Here is a 683-nt window from a genome sequence, read left to right on the forward strand (position 1 = left end):
TCAGCAGTAGCGGTAAGCTCAGGCTTGGTTAAATCAGCACTTACAGTTACAGTTTGTTGAATACTACATCCATTGATGGTATTGGTAGCGGTTACTATATAGTCCCCTTCAGAGGTTACATTTACCGGATTCTCACCATCGGTAAATCCTTCCCAGTTGAAGGTTACATTAGGAGTAGTTGATGTAGCCGTTAATGCTACTGATGTATTACTACAGGTAATGATTCCATCTACTGATGCGGAGAGTTCAGGTTGATCAAGATCAGCACTTACAGTTACAGTTTGTTGAATACTACATCCATTGATGGTATTAGTAGCAGTTACCACATAATCCCCTTCAGAGGTTACATTGACTGGATTCTCACCATCAGTAAACCCTTCCCAGTTGAAGGTTACATTAGGAGTAGTTGATGTAGCGGTTAATGCTACCGAGGTATTAGTACAGGTAATGATTCCATCAGCAGTAGTAGTAAGCTCAGGCTTAGTTAAATCAGCACTTACAGTTACAGTTTGTTGAATACTACATCCATTGATGGTATTGGTAGCGGTTACTATATAATCACCCTCAGAGGTTACATTGACTGGATTCTCACCAGCAGTAAATCCTTCCCAGTTGAAGGTTACATTAGGAGTAGTTGATGTGGCGGTTAACGCTACTGATGTATTACTACAGGTAATGATTCC

1 pseudogene is annotated in these 683 nt (G+C 40.6%); it reads right to left on the reverse strand.

The window, feature by feature from the left end:
- A pseudogene (locus FOF46_RS32085) lies at nt 1-683 on the reverse strand (hypothetical protein); the annotation flags it as partial.

It is taken from the genome of Aquimarina algiphila, from assembly GCF_007489275.1.
GTDB lineage: Bacteria > Bacteroidota > Bacteroidia > Flavobacteriales > Flavobacteriaceae > Aquimarina > Aquimarina algiphila.